This window comes from Nostoc sp. (assembly GCF_035638895.1).
Taxonomy (GTDB): domain Bacteria; phylum Cyanobacteriota; class Cyanobacteriia; order Cyanobacteriales; family Nostocaceae; genus Nostoc.
The window spans coordinates 1-1,854 of sequence record NZ_DASQZC010000168.1; the positions used below are offsets into that span (position 1 = coordinate 1).

Sequence of the window (1,854 nt, forward strand, 5' to 3'; positions counted from 1 at the left end):
CGGTTGATCCAAACGCCTCTGAGTCCAGCTGCTTTAGCTCCGTGGTAATCTTCTACAACGCTATCGCCAATATGCCATGCTGCCTCTGGGGAACATTTATGTTTATCTAAAGCAATGGCAAAAATTTGAGGATTGGGTTTAGCTGCACGCACCTGGGTAGAAATGGTGACGGAGGTAAAAAACTCTCTCAATCCCAAACTTTGCAATACTGAGTAAATCCGAGAATCAAAATTGGACAGCACCCCCAAGGTAACTCCCAACCGCCGCCAGTTAATTAAAGCTGGTAAAACATCGGGATAGACAAACCACGGTTCGGCAGTGCCAAAGTGAATGTAAAGTTCGCTAAAAAAAGCCGAAAAGTCAGAAAATTCCTTGAGAACTCCAGCACTTTCAAAAGTGTTCAGGGCAATTATCCGCCACCAATCAAACTCGCGCTGGGGAATATCTTGCAGTTCTGCATCTGGAAACATCGGCGGCGGCGCTGCTTTAAAGCTTTTGATGAAAGCTGTATTCAATGTTTCGGCTGAAACTGTAACGCCAAATTCCTGGGCTATCTGACTATAAACTTCGCCCACACTACCTTTGACATCGAAGAGTGTACCCACAGCATCTAAAAAAATAACTTTCGGTTGTTCCATCAAAGTTTGATTGAATTGGGGATTGGGGAGTAGGGAGTGGGGAGTGGGGAGTGGGAAGAGTCACTAATAACTAATGACTAACCTTAAGTTAACGAGAAAGTGTTTCTATGATCGGACGAACTAACCAATTAAAACCAACTTTGAGTTGGTGGTCTAAAGTTGGCAATCTATATAAATAGGCAATTCGACGGGCGACGGATGCCAAGGGGCCATCTAGTTTAATTCCCAAACCAGTGAGAGTGGCGTTGTCTATTCCTAGTGCCATCATTTCTCCTAGCTGTTGATAACGGAAGGGAAGCAGGGGGCGATTGGTCAGACTTGCCCAGATATTCCAAGCAGTATAATCCGCTTGTTGGAAAGCCGCTTGTGCGGTGGCGGGGACTTGCTGTCCTTCAACATCATGACAGTCTGCTAAATCTCCCAAGGCAAAGATTTCTGGATGATCGAGAACTTGCAAATTAGATGTAGTACTGATTTGACCACGCTGGTTTTGCTTGAGGGGAAGAGATTTCACTACAGGCGCAACCCTAGTTCCCACAGTCCAAATTACCAAATCTACGGGAATCGTGTCTAACTGGTTTTTGTACTCTAGGGAAATGGAATTTTGCTCTATTGATTCCACTTTGGTTTCTAAATCAAGAAACACGCCACGGGCTTCTATTGCTTTCTTTGCTGCTTCCCGGTTAAACTCTGGGGAAGTTCGCAAGATTTGGTCAGCAATTTCAATGATCCGAAAGCGTCCTCTTTCACCTAGTCTGTCGGCTAACTTACAGGCTAACTCTACACCACTGTAACCACCCCCAATAATCGCCACCCGAATTTTATCAGCATCCGATTCTTCTAAAAATCGCAGACGTTCTTCCAAACGATAAACATCAGAGATTGTGCGGAATGGGTAGGCGTAGGATGTTGCACCAGGCACTAAATCTAGCGGTGTCTCACCTCCTAGTGCCAACACTAGGCGATCATAAGGGATTTCCGGCCCTTCATGTACATTTACCAGTTTCTGGTCGATGTCGATTCCAGACACAACCCCTTGATAAAAACGCACCCCTGTGCCTTGTAAAAGTTCTTCAAACGGTGGGGCAATTTCCCAGGTTTGCAGTTCGCCAGTGAGTAATTCGTAAAGTAAAGGAGAGAATAGGAAGCGATCGCTTTGATCTACCAGAACAATTTCGGGTTTTTGCGTAGCTTCCCAAGGTAACTGGCTTAAGCG

2 protein-coding genes are annotated in these 1,854 nt (G+C 45.4%); both read right to left on the reverse strand.

From position 1 onward, the window contains the following. A partial coding sequence (locus tag VE944_RS08420; RefSeq protein WP_324975088.1) for an HAD-IA family hydrolase occupies window positions 1–638 on the reverse strand: 638 nt, incomplete at its 3' end. 88 nt (window positions 639–726) lie between these two features. Continuing rightward, window positions 727–1,854, reverse strand: a 1,128-nt coding sequence (locus VE944_RS08425; RefSeq protein ID WP_324975091.1) for an NAD(P)/FAD-dependent oxidoreductase, incomplete at its 5' end; no start/stop codon positions are given.